The 25,485-nt window shown below is 40.6% G+C and carries 24 protein-coding genes; 5 read left to right on the forward strand and 19 right to left on the reverse strand.

Features of this window, described 5'->3' with window-relative positions; genetic code table 11:
• Positions 1–5 precede the first annotated feature (5 nt).
• From CO692_RS01860 to CO692_RS01880, 5 genes are read right to left on the reverse strand one after another with little or no spacing between them, the layout of a single operon-like run.
• Positions 6–770: a tyrosine-protein phosphatase gene (locus tag CO692_RS01860; RefSeq protein ID WP_096741386.1), complete on the reverse strand. Its 765-nt coding sequence runs from the start codon at positions 768–770 to the stop codon at positions 6–8.
• 19 nt (positions 771–789) lie between these two features.
• Entirely contained in the window at positions 790–1,494 is a 705-nt protein-coding gene (locus CO692_RS01865; protein ID WP_096741387.1) for a CpsD/CapB family tyrosine-protein kinase, read from the reverse strand.
• Between the two features lie 13 nt (positions 1,495–1,507).
• Positions 1,508–2,287: a YveK family protein gene (locus tag CO692_RS01870; protein WP_096741388.1), complete on the reverse strand. Its 780-nt coding sequence runs from the start codon at positions 2,285–2,287 to the stop codon at positions 1,508–1,510.
• Positions 2,288–2,303: 16 nt separating this feature from the next.
• Positions 2,304–3,233 carry an LCP family protein gene (locus CO692_RS01875; RefSeq protein ID WP_096741389.1) on the reverse strand — a complete coding sequence of 310 codons (930 nt, stop codon included), beginning with the start codon at positions 3,231–3,233 and terminating at the stop codon, positions 2,304–2,306.
• Between the two features lie 45 nt (positions 3,234–3,278).
• Positions 3,279–4,148, reverse strand: a complete 870-nt coding sequence (locus tag CO692_RS01880) for a hypothetical protein (RefSeq protein WP_096741390.1) — start codon at positions 4,146–4,148, stop codon at positions 3,279–3,281.
• A gap of 864 nt (positions 4,149–5,012) precedes the next feature.
• Between CO692_RS01880 and CO692_RS01885 the strand changes: the two genes are divergently transcribed.
• A complete protein-coding gene (locus CO692_RS01885; protein WP_096741391.1) occupies positions 5,013–6,482 on the forward strand; it encodes a helix-turn-helix domain-containing protein in 1,470 nt (489 codons plus the stop codon).
• Positions 6,483–6,739: 257 nt separating this feature from the next.
• Here the strand turns inward: CO692_RS01885 and CO692_RS01890 are convergent, their stop codons facing one another.
• The 3 genes from CO692_RS01890 to CO692_RS01900 form a co-directional block, all read right to left on the reverse strand.
• Positions 6,740–7,936 carry a 3D domain-containing protein gene (locus CO692_RS01890; RefSeq protein WP_096741392.1) on the reverse strand — a complete coding sequence of 399 codons (1,197 nt, stop codon included), beginning with the start codon at positions 7,934–7,936 and terminating at the stop codon, positions 6,740–6,742.
• Positions 7,937–8,141: 205 nt separating this feature from the next.
• On the reverse strand, positions 8,142–8,909 hold the full coding sequence (locus CO692_RS01895) for a putative ABC transporter permease (RefSeq protein WP_096741393.1): 768 nt from the start codon (positions 8,907–8,909) through the stop codon (positions 8,142–8,144).
• A 141-nt stretch (positions 8,910–9,050) separates the two neighbouring features.
• The gene (locus CO692_RS01900) at positions 9,051–9,413 is read right to left on the reverse strand and encodes a DUF7006 family protein (protein WP_223272947.1); all 363 of its coding nucleotides are present in this window, start codon (positions 9,411–9,413) and stop codon (positions 9,051–9,053) included.
• Positions 9,414–9,907: 494 nt separating this feature from the next.
• Here CO692_RS01900 and CO692_RS01905 point away from each other — a divergent pair, with 494 nt between their 5' ends.
• Entirely contained in the window at positions 9,908–10,531 is a 624-nt protein-coding gene (locus CO692_RS01905) for a hypothetical protein (RefSeq protein WP_077454610.1), read from the forward strand.
• A gap of 66 nt (positions 10,532–10,597) precedes the next feature.
• Here the strand turns inward: CO692_RS01905 and CO692_RS01910 are convergent, their stop codons facing one another.
• From CO692_RS01910 to CO692_RS01920, 3 genes are all read right to left on the reverse strand, one after another.
• Positions 10,598–12,442: a glucosaminidase domain-containing protein gene (locus tag CO692_RS01910; protein WP_096741394.1), complete on the reverse strand. Its 1,845-nt coding sequence runs from the start codon at positions 12,440–12,442 to the stop codon at positions 10,598–10,600.
• Between the two features lie 33 nt (positions 12,443–12,475).
• A complete protein-coding gene (locus tag CO692_RS01915; RefSeq protein ID WP_096741395.1) occupies positions 12,476–13,951 on the reverse strand; it encodes an NlpC/P60 family protein in 1,476 nt (491 codons plus the stop codon).
• A gap of 365 nt (positions 13,952–14,316) precedes the next feature.
• Positions 14,317–14,937 (reverse strand): TetR/AcrR family transcriptional regulator, encoded by a 621-nt coding sequence (locus CO692_RS01920; RefSeq protein WP_081118135.1) that lies wholly within the window; start codon positions 14,935–14,937, stop codon positions 14,317–14,319.
• Between the two features lie 110 nt (positions 14,938–15,047).
• On the opposite strand from CO692_RS01920, the gene CO692_RS01925 reads away from it, so the two are divergent.
• The gene (locus CO692_RS01925) at positions 15,048–15,650 is read left to right on the forward strand and encodes an ECF transporter S component (protein ID WP_081117009.1); all 603 of its coding nucleotides are present in this window, start codon (positions 15,048–15,050) and stop codon (positions 15,648–15,650) included.
• Between the two features lie 131 nt (positions 15,651–15,781).
• Here the strand turns inward: CO692_RS01925 and CO692_RS01930 are convergent, their stop codons facing one another.
• The 8 genes from CO692_RS01930 to CO692_RS01970 form a co-directional block, all read right to left on the reverse strand.
• Complete coding sequence (locus CO692_RS01930) at positions 15,782–16,141, reverse strand: DUF1304 domain-containing protein (RefSeq protein WP_096741396.1); 360 nt, start codon at positions 16,139–16,141, stop codon at positions 15,782–15,784.
• A gap of 2 nt (positions 16,142–16,143) precedes the next feature.
• Positions 16,144–16,431 (reverse strand): putative quinol monooxygenase, encoded by a 288-nt coding sequence (locus tag CO692_RS01935; RefSeq protein WP_081117011.1) that lies wholly within the window; start codon positions 16,429–16,431, stop codon positions 16,144–16,146.
• A gap of 14 nt (positions 16,432–16,445) precedes the next feature.
• Positions 16,446–17,081, reverse strand: a complete 636-nt coding sequence (locus CO692_RS01940; protein WP_008378805.1) for a nitroreductase family protein — start codon at positions 17,079–17,081, stop codon at positions 16,446–16,448.
• A gap of 14 nt (positions 17,082–17,095) precedes the next feature.
• Positions 17,096–17,503: a MarR family winged helix-turn-helix transcriptional regulator gene (locus tag CO692_RS01945; protein WP_008378808.1), complete on the reverse strand. Its 408-nt coding sequence runs from the start codon at positions 17,501–17,503 to the stop codon at positions 17,096–17,098.
• 211 nt (positions 17,504–17,714) lie between these two features.
• Entirely contained in the window at positions 17,715–20,381 is a 2,667-nt protein-coding gene (locus CO692_RS01950; RefSeq protein ID WP_096741397.1) for a cation-translocating P-type ATPase, read from the reverse strand.
• Positions 20,382–21,145: 764 nt separating this feature from the next.
• A complete protein-coding gene (locus CO692_RS01960) occupies positions 21,146–22,063 on the reverse strand; it encodes a cation diffusion facilitator family transporter (protein ID WP_096741399.1) in 918 nt (305 codons plus the stop codon).
• 177 nt (positions 22,064–22,240) lie between these two features.
• Complete coding sequence (locus CO692_RS01965) at positions 22,241–23,380, reverse strand: LCP family protein (protein ID WP_081117015.1); 1,140 nt, start codon at positions 23,378–23,380, stop codon at positions 22,241–22,243.
• Positions 23,381–23,574: 194 nt separating this feature from the next.
• Positions 23,575–24,039 (reverse strand): VOC family protein, encoded by a 465-nt coding sequence (locus tag CO692_RS01970; RefSeq protein ID WP_096741400.1) that lies wholly within the window; start codon positions 24,037–24,039, stop codon positions 23,575–23,577.
• Positions 24,040–24,116: 77 nt separating this feature from the next.
• On the opposite strand from CO692_RS01970, the gene CO692_RS01975 reads away from it, so the two are divergent.
• Together CO692_RS01975 and CO692_RS01980 are read left to right on the forward strand one after the other, a co-directional pair.
• A complete protein-coding gene (locus CO692_RS01975; RefSeq protein ID WP_096741401.1) occupies positions 24,117–25,049 on the forward strand; it encodes a helix-turn-helix transcriptional regulator in 933 nt (310 codons plus the stop codon).
• Positions 25,050–25,123: 74 nt separating this feature from the next.
• Positions 25,124–25,483 (forward strand): hypothetical protein, encoded by a 360-nt coding sequence (locus CO692_RS01980; protein ID WP_096741402.1) that lies wholly within the window; start codon positions 25,124–25,126, stop codon positions 25,481–25,483.
• The last annotated feature ends 2 nt before the right edge of the window (positions 25,484–25,485 follow it).

The following is a 25,485-nucleotide window of genomic DNA, read 5'->3' on the forward strand; positions in this document are numbered from 1 at the left end:
TTCTCCTATATAAAACCAAACTTTTTCTTTTTAATTTTAATATATTGTGGATAATCAATTTCGTCACCATTTATGAGATCTTTAGACACTTGTTGCATTTTCATTACTTTATCTTTTCCAAAATCTTTTGCAATCTGAATATAAGCTTCCTCCATATAGAAAGTTCGTTTTTTCACCCCGTGTGCATCAGATGCAACCATTTGAACTAAATTATGCGCCACCATTTGTTTTGCTGTACGTTGTATATCTTTACCAAATTTCCCGACGTAGCTTGGTGCAGTGAGTTGTGCTAAGCACCCCATATCCAGAAAAGGAATTAAATTATTTGGATCTTCACGAAAATATGCATTCCGTTCTGGATGCACAATGACAGGGGTTTTTCCCATTTGAAATAGTTCAAAAAAGATTTTATTAGTATAAATTGGTACATCTATAGAAGGAAATTCTATCAAAATATAAGTGTCATCCAAGTCTGTAAATAAAATCAGGTCTTGAGCAATATCATCAATTAAATCCCCTGTAATTCGAACTTCTTGACCTTCAAGAACAATTAAAGGTAACTGACGTTTATCTAATTCAGACTGCAGATATGAAACTAGAGAAATGACATCTGATTTTGGATTACAGTACCTACCATTGTTATGATGAGGTGTACACAAAATATGTGTGATACCTTGGCTTATGGCTTTCTCGGCCATTGCGATACTGGCCTCTAAATCTTCGGCCCCATCATCAATTCCTGGTAAAATATGGCAATGTAAATCAATCATATCCCTCATATCCTTTCAATTAATTACCGTAATAATAATAATATCCGGAGTCTTTTCTGTGTTCAGCACCATTATATACAACACCTAGTATATGTGCGTGAACCATATTTAAAAGCTCTTTTGCTTTTGTTAATGACTCTTTACGAGAAACATTTTCTCGAACAACCAATAAAGTACCATCAGCTTTTGAAGCCATAATCTGCGCATCCGTTACTGCGACCACAGGAGGCATATCAAAAATAACTACATCATATAAATTCTTTGCTTCTTCGATTACTTGATTCATTCTAGAAGATCCTAAAAGTTCAGATGGATTTGGAGGCTTAGGTCCGCTAGTTAGCACGGACAGATTATCGATGACCGTTTTTTGTGATGCTTCTAAGACGCTTGTCGTTGTGCTTAGCACCGTACTTAAACCAGAAGCGTTGTTTAGACTGAAAGTTTTATAAACCGTTGGCTTACGCATATCTGCATCAACTAACAATACCCGCTGACCAGATTTTGCAAAGACGACTGCCAAATTCGCAGATGTCGTAGACTTTCCTTCTCCGGGACCAGAAGATGTAATCACCAATGTTTTAATATGCTTGTCGGCAGAGGATGCAAATTGAATATTAGTCCGTATCGTTCTATATTGTTCTGAAATCGGTGATGATGGATCAACCAATGTAATTAAGCTAACCGCATGCGTTTGTGTTCCTTTTTGTTCTTTTATCTTCGCCATTCATCTTTCCTCCTTAGACTCTTGTTCGGCTGCGGCGTGATTCAGCCGTCTTATCACTAGTATTTTTTTTAATAATTTGTACTGACGGTTTTTTTTGAATCGTTGCATTTAACTCTTTTGCAGACATTTGTGGGACTGTTCCTAAAATCGTAAAGCCTAATGTTTCCGTGACAAACTTATCATCTTTGACTGTTCGGTCTAGTAGTTCTAATAAGAAAGCAATACCAATACCTATTATAACCCCTATGACTAATCCAATTGCTAAATTGAATTTATTGTTTGGGGAAACCGGAGAGGAACTCGCTTCTGCGTTAGAAATAATAGAAATTTTATCCACATTTAACACGTCTTTTGCGTTTTCTTGGAAGACTAATGCTGTTGTATTTGCGATGTTTGCAGCATAAACAGAACTAGTATCTGTAGCTCTAATAGAAAACATCAATGAATTTTGTGATTGTGTCACTTCAACAGAATCTTTCAATTCTTGTACGCTTTTATCAATGCCATATTCTGATTCTATTCGGTCTTTGACCTGATTGATAACCAAATCTCCTGTAACTAGTTCTTTATACGTGTTGATCATTTGTAGATTCGTATTTACATCATTTGCATTTGTTGTTTCAGTTTGTGGCAAAGTTACGATCAATTGCGCTTGAGAACGATACTTGGGCGTAAGAACAAAAAAGGTAACGATCGCTGCTAACGCCAAGCCGATAAACATTGAGATTAATATTGATGTCAGGTGCTTCCGTAATATATCAAATACTTCTTTTAAACTAATAGTCTCTTCCATATTTCTCCACTTTCTTCTAGTTATTGATATCGAGCTGTTCTTTAAGGATACTTTGTACACGATTTAATTCTTCATCACTCACACGTTGGTAGGAGATACCATCTTGCATGAATCCTTCACCTTGAAGCTGGTCTTGTTTGATCGTTTGAAACGCACTTCGATAATTCATTGCCAATGTCCGCATATCATCAAAACTCATATCAGTTTTCATATTGTTCTCAACTGCATTCAAGATTGACTGATACTGACTAACCCCGTCTAGACTGAGAACTTTTTTTACGATTGCTTCCACCATCTTACGTTGTCGATCTTGTCGCCCATAGTCTCCGTTGGGATCGTCATATCTCATTCTTGAATAAGCGAGTGCTTGTTCCCCGTTTAATTTTGTTCTTCCAATTGTAAAATTATATTCATCAATTGAAAAAGTCAAATCATTATCAACTTCAATACCGCCGACTGCATCAACTAACTCTTTCAAGCCTTCCATATTAAGGGACACGTAATGATCAATGGGAATATCTAAAAACTTCTCAACCGTGTTCATAGACATGGCTGCCCCTCCAAAGGCATAGGCATGATTGATTTTATCTGTTGTTCCATGTCCTACGATATCAACATAGGTATCGCGAGGAATACTCACTACCGTCGTCTGATTGTCTTGTGGACTGATGGTCGCGACCATCATGGTATCGGAACGGCCTTGTTCGACTCTTCCTAAATCACCGGTATCGATCCCCATCAGTAAAACCGAGAAGGAATCTTTTTGGGATAGGTCGACATCATTTTCACGTAGACGATCTTCTCGATCACGTTCGACTGATTGATAGGTTTCTTGAATTGAGTTTGATACATCAAAATATAATTTTGCAGCGACACCGATCATTCCGATGACTAAAATTGCAACGATTGAAAAGATAATTAAAAAGATTTTTTTTCCTTTTGACATTTGCTTTCCTCCAGTTATCTCTGTTTTCTTCGATACATCTTTAAATTAGTAAACAGTGTCTGAACTTTGATCTGTCCAGGTGCCATCTCCTGCGGATGTATCCTCTGAATAACTTTCCGTTGAAGCGGGGGGTGTATACGTGCTGTATCCTGTGTACCCCATTTGGGTAGCGACTTTGTCTGCTAATTCGGTGAATTTCTCTTTCAATTCTTCATTGCGAACTTTGCTGATACTGTCGATTGCACTCAGGTATTTTTCTAAGGTGACTTCACTTGTCACCTCATCCCCATCAAGCATTTCATCAAACGTTTCTTGTAATTTTGCAATGCGGTCCAATTGAGTATCCGCATATTCTAAATAGGAAACAACTAACTCTTTCCATTTACTATCTTCAAAAAAGCTCAGATTTTCACGGACATTCCCAACGTCCGTTTCTTTCAGATCGGCTCTAATGATGACATCATTTTCAGCACTTTGCCAATTTGAAACGCCTTCAGTAAATAAGGCTTCCGTATCTGCTTGTACTTTTAATTTGGCCTCGATGTCTTTTAGCTGATCATCAAGGGCGTTTTTTTCTTGTTGGATCTCCACTGACTCACTTGGCAGTGCATCATCATCGATCCCATAATCGTCTGCAGATACTTTCACTGCAGAAAGTTTTGCGACTGTTTTTTGAACGTCTTCTTCTTTCAAGTCTTTTCGTAAAAATATTTGTTCCTCGTTGCTGTAAAATTCAGCAATCTCTTTCGACAACTCATTGATGCGATCTTTTTCGCTGGCAATCGCTGTCTGTGCATATTCGACTCGCTGCTGATAATGCCTTTGGTTATTTTGTCGGTAACCAATAAAACAAATCGCAACTGCGCCAATACCAACGGCTAAAACAGTCAAAGTCTTTATTAACGGCTTTCCCATGAACACACTCCCTACTTCAATTGTGCTTGTTTAAGCATTCTGCCTTCCTCTCACATAATAAAGGCAATTCTAGTTTATTATAAGAGAAATGTAGCATTAAATAAAGGAAATTCCCGTTTTTTATTTATTACGGTATATTTTTCGTCAATAAAAGACTTGTATAATGCCAAACATCAGTTATTTTAAAAAATCATAAATAACGTCTACTCTACTTGACAGTTTTTTTAAACCCTCATTTTAAATAATGAATAATTCAGTTATAATCGTTGTTCTCATCGCCTTTGAAGGTTGTCACATTACAGAAAAATAACCTTGAGAGATTAAATCCCTTCACTGTCTCAACATCTTTTCATTATAAATAGAAAAGAAAAGAAATTCAGAAAGTATTTTCATACACTTTTCTTGTTATTATAAATTAACTTGTCAAAGCTGAATTCTTTTCTTGGCGCACTTAGGGTTTCCTTTGCGAATGCTCTTTATTTACGTCAATCATTCCTGTTAAAATTATAAGTTGTCTTTCGAAAAGTGACTTTTCTCTTCAATTCCGTTTTCTTTCATCTTCTATCAGTTTCCTCGAAACATAATTAATCGTTCAATTTTTATTCCTACGCTAAAAAGTTATTTCCTTAACGTCTCTTTTGCTAATTAATTTCCATTTATCTTCTTTGAGAGGCTGAAAAAAACGTGTTTCTACCTATATATATGCTGATCGTCAGATGATTTATAGAAAACGCAAAAAATCTTACACAGGCTCAGGTATATATTTCACCAATCGATGAAATATGTGATTTGTTTTTCCATCCTAAGTTTCTTTAAGATGTATAAGAAAGAGTTTTGCTTTTTCTTCATGAAAGGAGCTGCATCTTGAGAAATTTTCAAAATAACTTCATTACTAATACGGCTACGATTCGATGGCTGAAAATTTTAATGGCATTCGAAAAAAATCACCATTGCTCAACTGTCGGCTTAGCAAAGACATCAGGAAGTACGACTCGTACGATCATGACAGATATTACGAATTTAAAAGAACACTTCGGTGACTGCCTTATGATCGACTCTTCACACAAAGGGTATTTTTTTTCTATAAAAAATTCTTCTGATTACCTTACAAAAAAACGTGCTTTGATTGCCGATGAGATTTTATTCCATATCATTGAAAGTATTTTTCATCACGATTTGCTTACTTCTTCTGAATGGGCAGAAAAATATCATATATCTGAGAGTACTGTTTTGCGGTATTTGCGAAAGGTCCAACCCATTTTTTCCTCTTATCGTTTGGAAATTCAAACCAACCCAGTCAGCTTTGTTGGGGAAGAAATCAACATTCGCAAATTTTTTCATGATTTCTACTATGAATCCGAGATTACTGGCCATACGATTTTTCCGCCTATCGCGATTCAAAACATCACTGCCAGTGCATTTTCAAAGTGCTATCAGCTGAATCAACATACTTGCTCTTTCGGTGAGTTTAATTACTATTTGTATATCACCTTCGAACGGCATTGCATTGGTCAGCCTATCTCCTTACCAAAGCCAGTCAAAGCTATATTCGAAAACTACAATGATTTCAAGTTATTTTCCGAAATCAACGAAGCCATCGAGGAGCAATACCAAAGAGAACTTCCTTATGAGGAAATGCTCTATTTATTTTTATTAGTGAAAACACGACGATCGATCAGCAACCTGACCATTGAACATACATTTTGCAAAGAATACAACCATTGGCCTGAACTCAAAAAACTTGCGGCATTATTTGTAAACGACTGCTTACCCGATTCACCAGATCCTGCTCGCGATCAACTTTTGATCGAATCATTCTTTACCGTAGCAAAAATCAAACAATTATTGTCGCCTTTGTTAAACCACATGATTTCTGATGCCATCCAATTTGTAGAAGATAGTTACCCGGATGATTTTCAATTGTTTAAAACTTACTTGTTCACGCAACCTATAGCTCGTGATACTTGGGATAGTGAGACATTGAATCACTTGAGTACAAGTTTAACAATGTACATCTCCTCCATCAGATCGTTGTATTGGCAAGAAAAAAAGAATATTGCCTTTTTATTTGAAGGTCCTTATTATCTATGCCAATTACTAAAGTGCAAGTCTGTCCGTTATTTGCGCAGTTTTCGTACCTTTTATTTCCCGGATTCCAACGAATTGTCGCAAGCCTATTTAGAAAAGAATCAGATCGATTTGATCGTAACGAACTATACGGAATACATCACTGAGTACGCCCAGAACATTGATTATCTGCTCCTTAAAACCTTTCCGGATGACTATGACTGGGAAGCTTTAGAAGCGAAACTAAACACGAATTTCAATAGTTAATTTTGCTACTGGTGTCTTTCTTCTTTTTTCTTTGTTATTATTTGGCAGCCTGAGGCGACTCTATAATGATCGTTCTTGCCGGAAACGATCATCTATGGGAATTTAAGGGATTGTGATTTATTTAACATAGATATTTTGACTGACTAAAGATAATCAAACAGAGTGCTAGAAGTACCCCACAAATCAGGTATTTACGGCACTCTGTTTTATTGAAAAAAAGCCAAAAAAAAGAAGCAGGCCTCTGCTTCTTTTTTTGATTAATCTAAGATCGTGACTTTTACTTGACGACGTCCCCATTGGATACATTGTGCTACATTATCAAAGTGAACATCGATAATGTGTCCTTTGATCGCGCCACCAGTATCAAGTGCTAGTGCTACGCCATAGCCTTCAACATTGACTAAAGTGCCTAGCGGAATCACGCTTGGATCAACGGCAACTGCCATTGGATTTTTACGTAAATCTGTACCACTTGCGGTAAAGAAGCTCGCACCAGCTTCTTTATACGAGTAGGCAGTTGATTCCATCATTAATGTCCGACCACTACTTGTATCGCTATTGTTAGTATTGTTGTTGCTTGTATTGCTTGAGCTGCTATTCGAGCTACTATTACTGTTACTGCTTGAAGAGCTATTCGATGATGACGTGCTGCTTTCAGTCGTGTTGCTGCTAGATGATGCAGACGATTGTGATTCAGAAGAACTTGAACGTTCAGCCGCTTGTGCTGCTTCTTTTTCCTCTTTTTCTTTCGCTGCTTGTTCTGCTGCTTCTTTGGCTGCACGTTCTTCTGCTGCTTTTTCAGCGGCTAAACGAGCAGTTTCAGCTTCTTTGCTTGAAGCGATTTGAGCCAAGGTTGATTCATTTTCTTTCAACTGCGCTTGAAGATTGGCGATTTTTGAATCTAGCGCTTTGGCTTCTGATTCTAGTGCTGTTTGATTTTCTTTCAACGATTGCTGGGTAGATTGCGCTTTTTCTTCTAATGTTTCAAGCTTTTCTTTCTCAGCCGTCAATGAATCGATCTTTTCTTTTTCCAAGTTTTGCAGCATCGTCATGGCATAGGCACGATTGATGAAATCTTGGATGTTCGATGATTCTAATAGGACGGTCCAATCTCTGGTTGCCCCACCATTGACTTGGATGTCTTTCATACGTTCCGCAACGACTGCTTCACGCTTTTCAATTGTTTCTTGTGCAGTTTTGATTTCTGCTTTGGTTGTTGCTAATGATTCTTCATTTTCAGCGATTTGAGCTTTTAACTCTTCTACTTCGCTGTATTTCGCATTCACATCAGTCAATGCAATCTGCACTTCCGTACTGATTTCCTGACTTTGCTGCATGACGGCACTTTCTTGCTCTTGCAATGATTCAAGTGACTCAGCCTGCGCAAAGATGGGAGAAACGATTCCTGCCGCAAAGACAGCGACAACGATTGTTCGTAGTTTCTTTGCCTTCAAAAAATTCCCTCACTTCTCACTATGGTTTCCAACACATCCTATTATACAAATTCTTAAGAAGAATTTTATTGCAAGACCTTTACAATTTGTTACAAATTATCGTAAAAGTGGGAGTTTTAACAGTCTTTTCCATTGGATTTCAGAAAGAAGTGGGAAGAATCAGCTTTGATAAGGGTTTATTTTCTGTAACACTATCGTAACAATGCTATTTTTTTCTACGAATAGCCTCGATGAAGCGCGACAATTCTTGGCTGCTTTTTATCTGATTGATTTCTAACTTTTGAAAGTTTTTTAAGAGTCTTCTTTGATGGAAATTCAACTTCGGTAGATTCTGTTTTAAGATGCGCCATTCTTCTGGAAATGCTGCAAATCGCCCTTGCCAATCATTTTTATATTGCTCAATGTTTTCAGCCAACTCTTTTTTGTGTTGTTCAAAGGCTTGATTGACTTGTTGCACAGCTTTCTGAAAGGCAACCAAATTTGCCAAAGTATACCCCATATCAAATGAAAGGATCATCAACAAGAAAACTGGCAATAAAAATCCTGTATGTTCTACTAATGTTTGAACAAAAACTAGCATCTGGGGATGAATAAATCGAACGATGATCACGCAGCACGCTCCCCAAAATACGGAGATTGGCAGTGCTACTCTCCCATTGATATTCAAAGGGACATTATTATAGTCCCACCATGAAGCGTGAAACAATTTTTCCAATAGAAAACTCGTGGCATACTCCAAAATAGTTACTAGTATTGCGGCTGCAAAAAAAAGCAAGACAATATGTTGATGAATTGGTCGTAATAGGTAGACAACGCCTAAAATACCAAAGCCATAAATCGGTGTGATGGGACCGACCAGAAAACCTCGATAAACAAAATGACCTGCTTTTATCGAGCAATAAATCGTTTCCCACAACCAGCCAATAAATGAATAGCAAAAAAACAATAAAATAATTCGTTCAAATTCGAACATACATATTTACTCCTTTCAAAAAATGATGACGTATTATTGTGGTACTTTTCCTATTCATCATACCACAAAGTAAGCTATCTCATTTTCAGTTCAAAGTGACGTTCTCTCAATGAACAGCTCATTTTATTGTTTCCTATGCTTTTATTGATTCCCAAAAATAATGGATGGATGGACTTGTTCCTTTAAACTATACCCACATAATTCTTTGTTGAAAGTAAAGTGATCTTGTTCTACGTTGGCAATGATTTCCTCCTCTGAAAATCCATGGAAATCGTAATCATTGATATAACTACGCAACAAGACCAATTTTGCATCAATCAAAAGTACTCTTTGGATATCTGTCCAAAAAGTTGTTTCTCGATTCTTTAAAATTTTTTTCAGTTCTGCTTCTTGTTCTAACCAATAAGAATAAACAACTGGCATATCCTCTCGAATATCAGCTGGCGATAGACCTTCACGCATTTTTTTTAAGTATTCATTAACTGATGGATATAGCAATTTCATTCCCCCTAAGTATATTATTGAACCAATTTTCCCCAATAGAGATGACTGTCGTTCTGCGCTGTTCGTTGATTTCTCGGGGAAATCTTATTTTGCTTTCGCTTGAAATTCCCCATATAAAGTAGTTTTTATAATAAAAACATAAAGCATATATTTTGCATCGATAAAGAAAAAGAATACGATCAATTTTTAGATGCATTCCATGCAATTTTCAACTTCGCCATTTTTTTTATGCTTCCTTTCTTATACTAAGCATATCAAAACTACTCTCATATTTATAATCAACTTTTGCATCCATCTAGGAAAAAAGTGAAAACAAGCCTTTATAATCTTTTATTTTTGACTTTGTTTCATTATTTTCATCATCAAGAAAAATAAATTTCACCTTATTCATGCAATAACTGAGAATATTTTATTGCGTTATTTTCTTTCCTATTATACGATTAACTAAATAATGTTGGTTATTTGAAAGCACATACGAAGGGAAAGTGAGAATAATGAAAAAAAGTGTTGTTTTAAGTTTGTTGGGGTTTACACTTCTTTTTGCTGGATGTACACAAAAAAAAGAAAATTCGGCGGGAGAAAGTTCGCAAAGTGCAAGCACTTCAAGTATGGCCATGACATCTTCCACAGAAATGAATCAAGAATCAACGGCCTCATCTAGCGAATCTGCTTTACCAAGTTCAGAACAAACCATCACAGGGGTCAGTGGTACAAACTACAAGATTGCGTTACCTAGCAATTGGCAAGAAGTACCAGATTTCACTTCATTGAATCCTGACAATGATTTTATGTTGTCAGATGCATTAGAAACGAAGTACTTAGCTGCTGTCGTTGAATCAAAGCAAGATTTCGCCGATTTAGAAACTTATCTCGGGTTGGTTCAAGAAAATTTGGCAACGAGCTTTGATACGACTGCCACCTTTTTACCAATTCCTGACACCAAAGCCTATTTCGTTGATTTCCCAGCAACCGTTGAAGGGCTAAATATCCACTATATTTATTATGTCCTTGAAACAGAAAATAATTATGTGCAGTTATACGGTTGGACATTGGAAAGTTTGTATGACTCCTCAAAAGATGAACTGACAGCGATCATGAATAGCTTCAAAGAAGAATAAGTAAAAAACATCTGTAAACCACTTTTGCGTCCAATCGCAAAAAATGATTACAGATGTTTTTCTTTTTTATCTACTTACTACTAGTCGTTGCCCTACCACAATCAATGAACCAGAAAGATTGTTCCACTGCATCAACTGATTTACTGTTACACCGTACCGTTGCGAGATTCCCCACAAGGTATCTCCCGAACGCACCGTATGAGTGGTGCTACTTGAAGAGGTGTTATTTTCTCGAACATAGGCGGCACTTACCCACCCACGACCTTCAATTCGATACCAGATATTGTTGCCGTTGACACTCGTCCCAGTCTTTTGGGCAACGGCTCGAAAAGAAGCGTTGTTTGATAACGAACCGACAATGTTGGCACTAGTAGAAGCGTCTGAACGGATGTTTAAGGTCGCCGTTGTTCGAAACTCTTTATTGATGCTTTGCTCGGTATTGTTACTTCCTGAGCTTACTTCGCTGACATAGGCGGCACTTACCCACCCACGGCCTTGGATCCGATACCAGACATTGTTGCCATTCACACTGGTTCCGGTCTTTTGAGCGACAGCTCGAAAGGTCGTATTATTCGCCAACGAGCCGACAACTGAGGCGCTAGTTGATGCATCTGAACGGATATTTAAAGCCGCCGTTGTTCGAAATTCTTTATTGATACTTTGTTCGGTATTGTTGTTATTCCCATTATTGTTATTTCCATTCCCACCCGTGTTTGATGAGATCTCTGTCACATGAGCGGCACTTACCCATCCACGACCTTGAATCCGATACCAGGTCGTATTACCGTTGACACTGGTGCCGCTTTTTTGGGCAACTGCTTGGAACGTCGCATTGGCAGCCAGTGAACCAACGATCGAGGCACTGGTGGAAGCGTCTGAACGGATATTTAGCGCTGCATTTGTCCTGAATTGCTTATTGATGGCTTGTTCAGAATTGTTATTATTGTTGTTATTATTCGAACCGCCACCGCTTGAGGTATCGTATTGGGTCAAATTGTAGGTTTCGATCAAGTTATTCAGCTTACTTGCATAAGACGTGTCGGTTGCATAACGTCCTTGCAGCCACTGTGTCGCATCACGATAAGAACTGGTATTAGACTTCCATGCCCCATGGTAGAAGAAAACACCTGGCGAAAATGAGGTGGTTTTCAAAACGTGGGCATTGTCTTGAAAGGATTCTTTTAGCGAGGGATATTTACGAAACTTAGCAATAATCGGATAAAGATTGCCATTCCCGTCATCTTCCATCGTTTGCATCTCTACAAATTGTCCATTGTAAGATCCCTTGATGCCAAACATATTATTCGCAAGAGTGGTCAGTGTGGACTGGCCCCAACCGGACTCTAAGATTGCTTGGGCAATCATGACCGAAGCATACAGATCATTTGCTCCCGCCACTTCTTGTGCCATCGGCCCTACTTGCTGAATAAAGGCTTGTTGATTGGTAGAACGTGCCATTGGATTGTTGTAGTTCGGCATCACTTTCGTTTCAATGGCAATCCGCTCTTCTTCTGAAAGAACCGGGATGTCGCTCCCTATTTCTGTCTCTTTTTGTTCGGAAGCCGTGTCATCTGCCGGTGCCCTTTCAGGTACGTCTTCGCTTTCTGGCACTCCCACAACGTCAACGTTTGAGGAATCGGAATTGTCTTGTGTTCCTGATACAGCATTCGTTGCGTTGTCTTCTACAACGATCACCGAATCTTGTGTTGAGTTATCTTGCGATGAGTCAGCTGTTTCAACGACCCGAACGCCATTTTGCGTTTCTGTTGACTCAAGCGTATCAGCTAAGACACTCACTGGCAAAATATTCACCGTGCTAACAAGTGCAGCCGTTGTGGCTGCACTTTTGCGGTAAAACACTCCTCTTTTTTGTTTCATCGCTCGTCTGCGAATCAATTTTCTTTCTTCCATTTGTCTCTCCTTAAAACCACATCCAGTTAAACCTTACATTCTCACTGCAAAACTAGGTGTAAAGTAAGCAGTGCTACCAACAGAAACGTTTTGTCCTGGTCGTGGTGCGTGAATATATTGACCACCGCCTAATGCAATGGCTACGTGATACGTACTTCCTGATGAACCCCAGAATAAAAGATCTCCTGGTTGCGCTTGGCTGACTGGAATCACTGTACCGGCTGTTTCTTGTGGTACCGTCCAACCGCCAATATCTCTACCTGTTACTTGTAAAAAGACATAGCGAGTAAATCCAGAACAGTCAAAGCTGTCAGGTCCTTTGGCACCCCAAACATATGGTTTTCCGATATGTTTATAGGCTTCGGCAACGATCGCGGCACCATTTGTTGAAGCTGGTGCGGAAGGCGCTGTCGGTGGCGTCACGATTGGTGTCGGCGCTGGTTTCGGCGCAGGCGCTGGTGTCACTGGCGTCGGTGCAGGAGTTACAGGTGCACTATCCGCTGGCGTCTCCGGTGCTGCAGGTGTTGTTGGTGTTTCTGGTTCTTGAATTTCTGGTGTATCTACTGGTGTTTCCTCTGGAGCCTCTGGTGTTTCAACCGACTCAGATCCTTGCGTTTCCTCTGGTTGTGTTTCTACTGGCGCTTCTGGCTCTTCCACTGGTTCCTGACTTTCTGCTCCTATTTCAGGTTCCGTTGAATCCGCCTGAGCAGCTGCTTCATTCAAGGCTGCTTCTTCCGCAGCCGCTTGTTCTGCTTGCTGTTGCGCCGCTTGTTCCGCTTGGGCTTGTAAAGCAGCAACGCGAGCTGCTTCTTCACGAATTCTTGCTTGCTCCGCTTCATAAGCTTCTTTTTCCGCACGCAGCTGTTCTTTTTCTTCTTCTTTTGTTGCTTCTTCGTAGGCTAGGTTACTGACTAGCACATTCAATTCTGCTTGAGTGGCTTCCAAGACACCTTTTTGCGCTTCTAGATGACTCTGTGCTGCTTGCAATTCTGCAACTTTTTCTTGTGATTCTGCGCGCTTTTCTTCAACGGCTTTTTGGTCGGCTTTTTGCTGTTCAATCACTTCATTGTTTGCTCGGATGATCGTCGTCATGGCATGCACCCGACCGACTAGGTCACTGACAGACTCCGCTTCTAACACCGCTGTTAAAAAATGATCGTCTTTGCCATTGATTTGTGTTTCTCTGGCTTGTTTTTCAATATTTTCTGAGCGTTTGGCGATTCGCTCTTCTAATTGACTGATTTCTTGGTCTAATCCTTCTATCTCTTGCAGCAAATCACTTTGCTGCGCTAAAATGGTCGCTGCTTCTTGATTCAGTGAATCAATTTCCTCAGACAATCCGTCAATTTCCCTTTGTACGCTTTGGCGCTGCTGTCTCAACTGATCAATCTCGTTATTTTTTTGTTCAATCAATTGGTCATGATTCGTTGCAAAAACGGTCATAGGGCCGCCGAACGATGACAAGACAATGCCACACATACATACTGTTGCAAAGATTTTCTTCTTCATCTGATCCTCCAAATTCAATTTAAAAACTTTTTTTTCATTTATTTGACTATTTTCATTTTAACATAGTTCATCTACAAACCCAATCCGTAAGCGATTTACATTTTAGTTACACAAATATCAGATGTTTTTTTATTGATTGTTCCCTAGTAAAAAAAGTCGTTAAAGTTGAATCAATCCCTATCTATCAACTCTTCAAGAAAACTTCATAGAAAATCTTCTTTTTCTTAAGAAAAAATAAATCATGTTTTAGATTTCACTTTTATTACATTAATTTTTTGCAAAATATGCTTGATTTACGAAATCTTATTCATAAGAAAAAGCCCTTTCCTAGTGTTTTCTAGAAAAGAGCGCGTTTTTTGTCTGTGCTAGTTGCGATATGGCAGTAATTGCCGCATCACGGCGATTTGGTCGTCAATAGTCTGTTCAGTGATATGACCAGTCAGAGCCAAAATCCCCAATCCTTCAATCACGAACATATAGTTTTCGGCAATCACTGCCAAGTTTTCATCTTTTAACACACCTTGCTGAACGCCGACTTGAAAGATCTCATGGATCGTCCGTTTCGTCTCAGAAAGTTGAGCTTGCTGCAGTGAACTGGAGGCTTCAGTTTTATGCGTATAGTAATACTCGTAGACGGCTCGCAGCATACCGTCAGAAATGCTGTGGAGTAGACGCTTGCGATGGTCGGAAAAATATTTGTTTAAAATCGTTTCAAAGGGCACTTGCTCCATAATCATCTCTCGTACATCATCAAATTTTCGTTTAGAACGCTGCTCTAACACTGCCAAAAAAATCTCATCCACCGAACGAAAGTACAAATAAATACCACCGCGACTAATGCCGCACTCTTCGATAATGTCCTTCATGGTCGCATCGATCAAGCCTTTCTTACTAAAGACGACTTTGGCACTTTCAAGAATCAAATCACGCTTTTGTTGTTTTTTCTTTTCAGCTGTAGTCAATTCGCTCTGCTGCTTCTTCGCCATTTTTTTGGCTCCTTTCATCACATTATGAATGACACAAGTGTCATTTTGTTGTATAATCAACCTAACTTAAAAATGACACGAGTGTCATTATAAAAAAAGGAGTTTTTACAATGAATACAAAAAGCAAAACCTATCGCCTTGTCATTCGTGCCATATTGACTGCTATTATTATTTTACAGACGATGGTACCTTTCCTTGGATTTATTCCGATCGGTATCACTAGTTTAACGATCATCCATATCACGGTGATCGTCGCTGCCATCGTTTTAGGGACAAAAGACGGGATGTTCATTGGCTTAGTCTGGGGTATTTTTACCATGATTCGCGCCTTTACCTCTCCAACAACGCCCTTAGACATTGCCGTTTTCACCAATCCAATCATCTCGGTGATTCCCCGTGTGTTGGTTGGCTTAGTGGCTGGTCTCTTATTTACGATCATTTACAAGAAGACAAAAAAAGTCGTCGCTGCGTCGATTGTTGCAGCAATCTTTGGGACCATCACCAATACGGTTCTGGTCTTAACCTTAATGGGAACCTTGTATACTAGCTTAGTTGCTAATACCTATGGTGTCGATGCTTCGGCTTTGTTCGTGACCCTCGGCGGAATCGCTGTAACAAATGGAATCTCTGAGGTGATCACAGCTGCGGTCTTAACCCCAATTCTAGTAAAAGCCTTATTTGCGGCAACCAGTTTACGTCCAGAAAATCGTTAGTCCCTTCTCTTATCCTATCATTTTTTTCACGTTCTGAGTACTCTTTGCCCAAACATTAAAAGAACCCCGAACATAGAAAGCTTCTATTCTATAGAATAGCTTTCTATGTTCGGGGTTTCTTGTATTATTGGTTAAAAAAAGGTGGACAGCAAGGCAAGGATCGCTAGACCGCCTTGGGTCAAAATAATTTTCTTGTCGCTAGTCAGACTGCCATATGCAGCCACTAAGATAATGTAGATCAACAGCAAACGACTGATTTCCAAAGGCGCTGAAGCAAAGGTGATGCTATACAGTAACCCCAAACCGATCAGTCCATTGTAAACTCCTTGATTTTTGAACAAGGTCACCACGATCGGTCGCTCAAGTTCTGTCTTCGTCACGTTGAAGACCCGCGCCGTTGATTTGGACGTAGTAGCAAATGTTTCTAAATAGAGAATATAGAAAAACTCTAAGGCAACCAGTAGAATCAAAATCGTCGATAAAATCGTCATCTTTATTCTCCTTGATGAGCGACAACGATCTCGCTCGGTTTGGCTGCAAAGTCAGGCATTTGCTGGAATAATTGTTGCAGCAGCGGGTTTTGATTGTGGGCGGTGATCGCTTCTTGATTCGCCCATTTTTCGACCATGACAAACCGATTGTTCTCTTCCAATGATTCATAGAGATGATAGCCGTGGCAGCCATCCTCAGTTCTCGCCGATGCTAATAATGGGGTAACAGCGGCTAAAAAATCTGCTCGCTTTTCTTCTTTGATGTAAAACGTTGCATTGATGATTTCCATCGTTTTTCCTCCTCTTATAGGAATGTCGTAATTTGTTCTGCGTCCAACCGAACGGATTCATAGCCTAATTCTTTGGCTTTTCCGACTGAAAGGATCATGACAGGAACATAACGCTCTTTGTCTAAGCCAAAAGCTTCTGCTAATTGATCCGCTTCAAAGCCACCGATTGGGTTGGTTTCATAGCCATGTGCCCGCGCAACTAACATAAATTGCATCGCTGCTAAACTAGCGTCGATCTTCACCACATCATTCATTTGTTCTTTTGTAAGATTTTCGTAATGCGGAATGATCGCTGCTAATTGTTGGTCACGAACCTCCGCTGGCATTTTGCCTTCTGCTACTGCTTTGTTATAAATTTCTTCTCCTAGTTCATGACAAAGCATATCGCCAAAAATCAAGACCATTGCAGAAGAGGTATCATTTTGACGGACGTTGAAACGAATCAATGGTTTCAATTTTGCTTTTTGCTCATCGCTTTCCACAACGACAAAGCGCCAAGGCTGCATATTGACTGAGGAAGGTGCTGTCGTTGACTCTTGGATCATGGTCAACATTTCTTCATGGGGGATTTTGTAGGTTTCATCATAGACACGGACCGATTTTCGGCCAAAGGTAATCTCTGAAAAATTGTTGTTGCTGTATTCTGTCATGGGTTTGCCTTCTTTCATGGAACTAATTTCATAAGTAATGTTAGAAGCTGGGCTTCTTCTTCTTCGGTCAAATTGATGCCTAACGACTCCTCAGAGCTGGCATGCTTTGAAGCACAACTAGCCAAATCGGCTTGTGCTTTCGGTGTCAAAGAAACAAAAATCTCGCGGTTATTGTCTTTGTTTCGTTCCCGAGTCACAAATTGTTTTTCTTCGAGAATCTTCAAATGCCGCGTGACCGCTGCACTATCGATCTTCAATTCATTCTGTACTTGATTTTGGGTACAGCGTCCTTGCTCATTCAAAAACTGCAGCAACTGATAACGGGTCAGACTAAAGCCGGTCTCTTTTTCAAAGATCGCCGTTAATTCTTGGTTCACGATTTTCATCCGATACAGCAATCCGCTTAGCTCACGTAAATTCATTGCATCAACCGCTCCTTTCATCATTGACTAGTCAACTGTTGACTAGTCAAGTATAAGTCATTTTCTTTTGCTTGTAAAGAGTAAGCAAAAAAAAGACCCGCAGTTAGGCGAACTTCATCAAGGATCGAATCACAAATCCTTTGATGAAGGTGCACCATGAGGCTGCGGGTCTTCGTTACTCCAGTATTGAGTCAATACTGGAGAATTTATTTTATTTTAATTGGAAGAGTTTCTTCAAGCCCATGACGATCAATGTGGAGATCGCTGCAGCAGCGAAAATGATCCCCCATGTGCCGGCTTGAATTGGCATCGTGTCTAATAGCTCATTCATAAACGGTACATAGACCGCTGAAAGCTGCAAGCCGACGGAAAGGAGCAAGGCCCCCATCAACTGTTTGTTTTTCAAGAGGGTTTTGTCTAAACCAAAGCCGCTGCTCTTACGAACGTTGAAAATATGCATCAATTGCGCCACTGCCATAAAGGTAAAGGTCGCTGTTTGCGCATAAAGCAACTCGTGATCCGTCAACATCAAGAAGTTGAAGAAGCCAAACGCCACCAAACCAATTACAACACCACTTAAAATGATACGTCCTAAGAAACGCTTGTTGACGAGGCCATCAGCTTTCGACCGTGGCTGACGCTTCATAATATCGTCTTCAGCTGGTTCAAAGGCTAACGCCATGGCTGGAGCAATATCGATAACTAGATTTAAGAAAAGGATATGCAGCGGTTGGATCGGCATTGGCATCAAGAAGATGACACTTAAAAAGATCGTCACGATCTCAACCATATTACATGAGAACAAGAAAGAAACATATTTTTTGATGTTGTCAAAAATGATGCGTCCTTCTTTGATGGCATCGACGATCGTTCCAAAACGGTCATCCGTCAAAATCATATCGGAAGATTCTTTGGCTACTTCTGTGCCGCGGATCCCCATGGCGATCCCGATGTCAGCGCCGTTGAGTGCCGGCGCATCGTTAACGCCATCGCCAGTCATTGAAACGATATCGCCTTCTTCACGCAAGGCTTCCACAAGCTGTAATTTATTTTTCGGTGAGACTCGCGCAAAGACGGCCACTTCTTCGATTTTTTCGTTAAAGCCTTCCTGTCCTGCCAATTCATCGATTTCACGACCCGTCATAGTTTTTTCGTGGTCTTTTAAGCCAATTTCTTTGGCAATCATGGAGGCTGTCTTCGGATGGTCCCCAGTGATCATTTTCACTCGGATCCCCGCTTCTTGGGCGACCTTCACTGCTTCTTTGACATCTGTTCGTGGCGGATCGACGATGCCCGCAAAGCCTTGGATCTTGATTTGCTGCAGTGCTGCTTTCAGCTCTGCTTCGTCCGTACCACCTTGATAATCCTTGATACAACCGACAGCGATCACCCGCTGCCCATGACTGGCTAACGTGTCATTGTATTCATGGAGCTTTTCCTTTTCTTTGGCATCAGCATCGGCTAAATCAATCAAGACATCTGGTGCCCCTTTGATAATCAATGTCCGTTGCTCTCCTTCATACACGGTCACCATGTATTTGTTGTCGGAATCAAAAGGCATTTCTGCGATTTTCTTCAGCCCGCTGTCCTGCTCTTTTTGGCGATCAATGCCGATTTTTTGACCTAAAACGACGAACGCCCCATCTGTTGGATCACCGAGGATCTCGTATTGCCCTTCGTTTTCACGTAAAGTGGCGGTGGTACATAAAGCACCATTTTCGATCATCCCTTGCAGCGCATCATGATTGGTTGCATCGATCTCGGTTTCATCCTCCGAGTCTGCCTTGTAGAATTTTCCGTTGGGTTCATACCCATTTCCTGTCACTTTGAACATTTCCCCAGAACCTAAAATGATCTCGGCGACCGTCATTTGGTTTTCTGTCAGCGTCCCCGTTTTGTCACTGGCAATGATACTGGTGGCGCCAAGAGTCTCGACGGCTGATAACGATTTGACAAGGGCTTTGTGCTCGGCCATCGTTCGCATCCCACGAGACAATGTGATCGTCGAAACGGCTGGCATGGCTTCAGGAATGGCTGCGACCGCTAAAATAATCGAAATATGGATCATTTCGACAAATGGCTGATTCGTCAGTACCCCAGCGATCAGAACTGCCACTGCCGCAAAGAGCGCTGCAATAATGATTGCTTTTCCAAGCTTATCCAATTCGATATCTAATGGTGTTTGACGTTTTTTGTCACCGGTCAGCATGTCACTGATTTTTCCGACCTCGGTCTTCATGCCGGTTTCTGTCACTACGGCATAGGCATTTCCCCGAGTTGCCGCAGTTCCTGCGAAAACGACATTGCGACGATCGCCTAATGGAACATCTTCTTCGTAGGTTTCTCGAGCATCTTTTTCCACAGCTTCTGACTCACCGGTCAACGCTGATTCAATGCAGGCAAAGTTGCTCGTTTCAAGTAAGCGGGCATCTGCGGCAATAGCATCCCCTTCTTCCAAAACGAGAATATCGCCTGGTACGATTTTTGCCGACTCAATCTCCATTACTTCTCCATCACGAATCACTTTTGCGGTAGTGTAAATCATGCTTTGAAGTGAATCAATTGATTTTTGTGCTCGTAATTCTGTAATGAAGCCTGTCATTACAGCAATCACCACGGCAATCAATACTGCAATTCCTTCAACCGTTTCCCCCATCGCAAAAGAGAGTAACGCAGCTGCTAGCAAGAGATAAACAATCAAGTTGTTTACGTTATGCCACAGCAATTCCCATACAGAAAGGGATTCTTGTTGCTGGATCGTGTTTTCTCCGTATTTTTCTAAGCGTTTGTCGGCTTCTTTCCCGCTTAGGCCTTGCTTGCGGTCACTTTCAAAATGTTTCAAGGTCTCTTCAGTCTTTTGCTGGTAAAATTTTTCCATCAAATTCCTCCTTTTAATTATAAAGTTCTTGCCGAAGGTTTCCACGTTTCTGAAGGGATAAATCGGTACAGATACCTTGCACAGTCATTTTCTTGATTTGAATCGGTCCAGGCAATTGCTGAATGAAGGGAAGATAACCAATAAGAAAAGCAAGCGCAGGTTGACTGGCTGAGGGAAAAGGTATGTGTGATGAGCATCGATCGTTTTGCGAGCAATGAAATCGCATCTTTTAATCGTCGCAAGTGATCTTTCTATGTACGTACTTTGTGAAAAAACCATCCGGCCTACTTCTAACCTATCATGGATGAAGATGTTCGCAAAGGATTTTGCTTCACAAGTGGTGAAAAAAAACAGACGTGACCAAATGGGTAATACAACTATTGCTGTAGAATTTTGGTCATTTCAGCAGTGCAAAAAGGCACTTGTTACGGCATTTTCTTGAGAAACTGAGCGTTAGCTATGTTGTGATTTACATTGTTACAACTATGCCAAAAAAATAACTCAAAAAATGAGCGCTCACTATTCTTACTTAATTTTAACAAAAAACAACAAATTTTTAAATAAAATTCTTTCTTTTTGCTATAAAAAACGAAAAAACAAGACTCCCTTTTGTTTGACGATCTAGATTCTGGTTATCCTCAAAGCTTGAAGCAAAAATAGATCATCGAACTGCGGCAGCCATCCACGAGGTCGGCAATACTAAAAAACATTCCTCGAAATGGTGAGAAATCAGCAACCGGCGAAATGCTTTTCAGTCTGCTAGTTTAAGAAGCAACTTCTTCGCTTTCGATATAACAATAGACCCTTAGTTCAGGCAAAGCCTGTTTGATCTGCTGTTCAATAGTATCGATAAACGAACTTGGTTCTTCATCCGGCGCTAGTTTCAAGCTAAGGTCGGCGACGATCAAAAGTTCTTCTGGACTTAGATGAAGGGTTCGCAAATCTTTGATTTGAATGATTGCAGGATCGGCTAAAATTTGTTTGATCGCCATTAAATCCGAAGTGGATGCCCCTTCGCCAATCAAGAGGCTATAAAATTCTTTGGCTAAAAAGACAGCGGCAGCAATCAACAACAGTCCACCTAAAATACCTCCGAGGGAATCAAATATCGGATTGTTCGTCAAAGCGGTCAATAAGATTCCTGCGATGGCGATCGTTACACTCCCTAAGGCAAATAGATTTTCCGTAAAGCCTAAAAGTAAATCAGAATCCCGGCTTTCTTTCAAAAAACGGACGAGGGGTTGTTTTTGTTTGTTTTGTTCTTTGACTTCTTGCCAGCCTTCTTGAACCGCAGTCACTTCAATAAACAAACTGACGAATAAGATTGCTGCTACTAGCTGAATCTGCTCCACCTCATGGGTTGGATCCAGCAAATCACGGCTAGCTTCGACAACGGCTAAGATGCCTCCGCCTAAAAAAACCGTCATGGCAACCACGGTACTAAAAAAATAGGTCGCTCGTCCTTCACCAAACTGATGCAGCTCACTGCGCCCTCGCTGTGCTCGGTTTTCACCGATGGCAAGAAGCCCTTGATTGATGCAATCGATCATACTGTGGATACTTTCGTTCATCAAGACTGCACTGCCGCTAAGGAAATACCCAATGGCTTTCATGATCAAGCCTAAGACATGGGTCAACAAGACGATTCTTCGGGCTTTTTGTTCTTGTTGTTTTTCCATCATGGTTCCTCCTCCGATGTCGGACTCGCTGCAACAAGCTGTCTCTTTTCTCAAGCATAGCACTGCGCTTCTTAGATGAAAACGAAAGTGACTTGAGAGACTGCCCTTGTTTTCAATCGATTGTTAGACGGACTGAGGGTATTAAAAAAGTCAGGATTGCTCCTGACTTTTTGTTCTTGTTTAGTAGCCGGTTCCGTCATCAACGACTTCCGAGCCGTATCCGTCACCAGTTCCTGCACCTGTTTCGGTTCCAGTTTCGTTTCCAACACCGGTTTGTGTTTCTGTATTGGCATCTACTTGTGAATCTGCTGGTGCTTGACCTAAGGCTTTCAGCATATCGTTACGAATTTCGTTGTAAGAATAATCTTGAATATATACGATCGATTGTCCATCATAAGATTCCCCATCGTACCATTCAAAGGTATGTTTTTGAATATCGAACCCAGACAACATATTACCAGCTAAAGATACTAAGTCTTCAAACTTGAAGTTTGTATTGACGTCTTCACTGACTGAGTCTAGAATTTCTTGGTACTTGGTAACATTATTGATTTTCAAAGCTTGATGGATCGCTGCTTCAATGACTTCTTGCTGACGGTTCCCTCGGTCCACATCGGTATCCATTTTCCGGATGCGGGCAAAAATCAAGGCTTGCTCACCGTTCAACAATTGACGACCTTCTGGAATCAATGTTTCCCCGGTGTTATCTGAAGTATATTTCTTATTGATATCATAAGGTACATCAACAGTGATTCCGCCAATCGCATCAATGATTTTCTCAAAACTCGTAAAGTTGATGTTTACGTAATAATCAATTGGCAATTGCAGGTAGTTTTGGACTGTTTCAATCGTTGCGTCTTCTTCGCCAATTGTGAATGCACTATTGATCTTGGCTGTAGTAGCAATTGTCCCAGTTCCTGTTCCATCATAAATGTTGGTCCAAATGTCTCTTGGGAGACTGACCATATCGATTTTCTTATTTTCGCCATCGTACACCATGTAAATCAAACTGTCGGTACGGGCACTGTCCAAATGTTCTGTCTTTTCACGTTCCGCGTCATTATCAACACCCATTAACAAGATCCCAAACTTTGAATTCACGTCAGAAGCTTTCAATGAGTTGTCCTCTTTGCTCTTATTGGAACTGATCACAGCGGATTCTTTAAACATTTTATCCACTGAATTCTTTGCTGCATAATACGTATAGCCGGCAAATAATACGATGCCTGCAATGGCGAAAAGAAAGATTCCTCCAATAATCACGCGCTTATTGCGTGCTTTGTGGGCTCTTTGCTGCTTATATCTCGTCTTTCTATCCATAGTGCCTCCTTCATTTCTCCTGAATTGCTCTCCCCGATTGTACCAGAATTTTTACGATCCGCCTATTTTTTTAAGAAGTTTTATTCTTTTTCTGTGAAGTCCTTTAAACATTCCTAAAAAATAATTCTGACAATGAAAGAAAGTTGGATAAATAGTCAACTTCTATGGATATTTTATTAAAAAACGAGTTTTTCTCATTCGCCTTTTTTGGACGGATCAACTTCTTTCTCGACAGTAAGCTGAATAATTACACCAAAAGGATCCCGAACACTAGCATAAAAAAACGCAAATGGGTTGTCACTAGGTGCTTGGATCATCTGACTGCCATTTTCCATTAGTCGTTGATAAAGCTTCTGAGCTATTTTGGTGTCGTCTATCGTCAAACTCAAGGATAAGTGATTCCCTAGCTGAATCGCCTCTCCTTCAACTAATGGATTGTCTGCCAGCTGCAACTGGAAATCTCCGATCTGTAGGATGGAGTGAGAAAGATACTGTTCTTGTCCCGCAAAAATCTCCAGCGATGGATCAAGTCTCTCACGATACTCCTGGTTGGTGATGGCAAATAAGAGGGTTGCGTCTAGTGTTTCTTGATAAAATTGAATGGCTTCTTGGGCTTTGCCGTCTAACGTTAAAAACAAAGCGATTTTTGGTTCGATCATTTGTTGGTTCCTCCTTTTCTTGTTACCATAAGTGTAACTGTGAATCTTGCCAAAACTTGGCACCATTGGAGAAAGAAATGAAAAAATCAGAACGTTTAACCCAAGAACTATTGTATTTACAAGGAAAAGCCACTTTTCATCTAGCCGATTTAATGGAAACCTTCGCGATCTCAAAACGTACAGCCGTCCGTGATGTCCAGTCGTTGGAAGAGCTGGGTTTGCCTCTCGTAGTAGAAGTCGGTCGATATGGCGGCTATCAGATTTTGAAAAATCAACTGACCCCCTTGTACTTTGACAAAAATGAAAGGTATACCCTTTTCTTTGCTTTACAGCTCTTGCAAAAATTATCCGATTCTCCTTTTGATCGAAGTTATCAAGGATTACGGCGAAAACTGTTGCAGTCTTTTTACCAAGGAGACACCGAGTGGTTAGAAAAAATGGAGACGGCGGTTTCGTTTCAAGGGGTGCCTCAATTGACGAGTGCACCGATCCTCTCAGCGCTTTTTTCAGCGATCGTACAAGAACAAGTCATCCACTTTAGCTATCAGCGGTATCAAAAAACGAGCAAGACTGTTCAGCCTTATCAGCTAGATTTTCGTGCTGGTTACTGGTACTGTTTGGCCTACGACTATCAAAAACAGGCCTTTCGTCGCTATCGCTGCGATGCAATGCAAGAACTTACTCCGGCTGAAAAAACAGGCTATACCTTGCAGCAGTTAGCTGAAAAACAGCTGCAGCAACAAGTGTTGACACAAACACTGGGCTATCACATCCGCTTTGATCTATCGGCAAAGGAACGCTTGTGGCAAGAAAAATATCCTGATATGGCAGTGGTGGAACGTCCTAGTGAGCTTTGCTTAGAAGGACACATTGCCGGAAATGAGCTTAGTTTTCTGGCTGATTTTCTCTTGCAATTTGGGCCAACCATCAAAGAAATCGAACCATTAGCCCTCAAACAGGCGTATACTGAAAAAGTTCGGCAGATGCTGCAGCCATTTGCAACTGACTGACCTCTTTCCTAGATTGGTTGCTGAGTGCTTGCCTACACCGAAACTGATTCTAACTAATAAGGAGTTTTCTACCCATGTTTCTTTTAAATAAAAAAACCTTCCAAGCGTTAGCAGCCCCCTATATGACAGAAGGAGCTGTAATCGGCTATGCAAAATGGCAGTCCTTCAATGCCATCACCAGCCGTACTTTGCTCATCTTGGATGATCAGCAATTGACGATTTTGGCGTTGAATCTTTTCTCGACAAAAGTCCTGCAGCAAAAAATCGTGCCTCTTGCTGAGTTAACAAAAGAGCACAAAGATCCGGTGGTGGGCATGCTGGTTCCTATTCGTTTTATTTATAGAGGGGAAACCTACCGTTTTCAAATGCAGCGAGTGATCTTGCCTTTAGGCGATTGGCAAAAAACCTTTCTTGCCCGCTGGCAGGCGCGGTAAAT

This window comes from Enterococcus sp. FDAARGOS_375 (assembly GCF_002393265.1).
GTDB classification, from domain to species: Bacteria; Bacillota; Bacilli; order Lactobacillales; family Enterococcaceae; genus Enterococcus_D; species Enterococcus_D innesii.